Annotated in this window: 1 protein-coding gene; it reads left to right on the top strand. The window is 55.8% G+C overall.

Annotation, left to right across the window (positions count from 1 at the left end):
- The first annotated feature begins 117 nt into the window (after positions 1 to 117).
- Positions 118 to 486: a hypothetical protein gene (locus tag ACVOMF_RS20895; protein WP_481510977.1), complete on the top strand. Its 369-nt coding sequence runs from the start codon at positions 118 to 120 to the stop codon at positions 484 to 486.
- Positions 487 to 642 lie beyond the last annotated feature (156 nt).

Below are 642 nucleotides of genomic sequence, written 5' to 3'. Positions count from 1 at the left end.
TTGGCTACGAAGCAATGGCTTACGAGTCGGAAATCGGGCCTGACATTGAGGCCTAACAGTTCATTCAAGCCGAACCCGCTGCGCGGGTCGGCTTAATTCCAGAGTTAGGCGCTCGAAATGATTACCCGCATCCCAGCCCTCGAGTTCATGCAGCATCTGATCGGAGTCTACCGTTCTTCTGACGGCGCAGCTTCGCTGCTAATTACACGCGTCGGTTATGGCCAGACAGTTGACTTCCGGCTGGGAGACAAGGTGCAACTTGCGGGAGTGGTTGGTGCTTCCGGCAACTCTGTTGAGCTTTTCGCGCAACTCGGCCTACCCAATGTAATACGCTTGAGCGGACATCTTCGTTCTCAAACTCAGATCTCGTTCGAGGCTTCGGACTTGCCGGTCGGTTTACTCATTGCTCGTGACCGGGACACGCTTACGCTTACTACATCAATCAACGGCTCGCTGGACGCCCAACATGTGCTGCAGCGCGCCTAACAATTCATTCAAGCCGAACCCGCTTCGCGGGTCGGCTTAATTCCGGAGTTAGGTGCTCATGTCAGATCCTCAGCAGATCAAACAGGCATTCTTACGGTCTCGCCGCTTAGGGCTCTGGCTTGGATGTGCTGCGCCCGCTTTGCTCGCGCTAGCGGC

The organism is Stenotrophomonas sp. STEN022 (genome assembly GCF_056760155.1).
The sequence above is the reverse complement of the archived record's forward strand: the minus strand, read 5'-3'. Positions and strand labels throughout refer to the sequence as shown.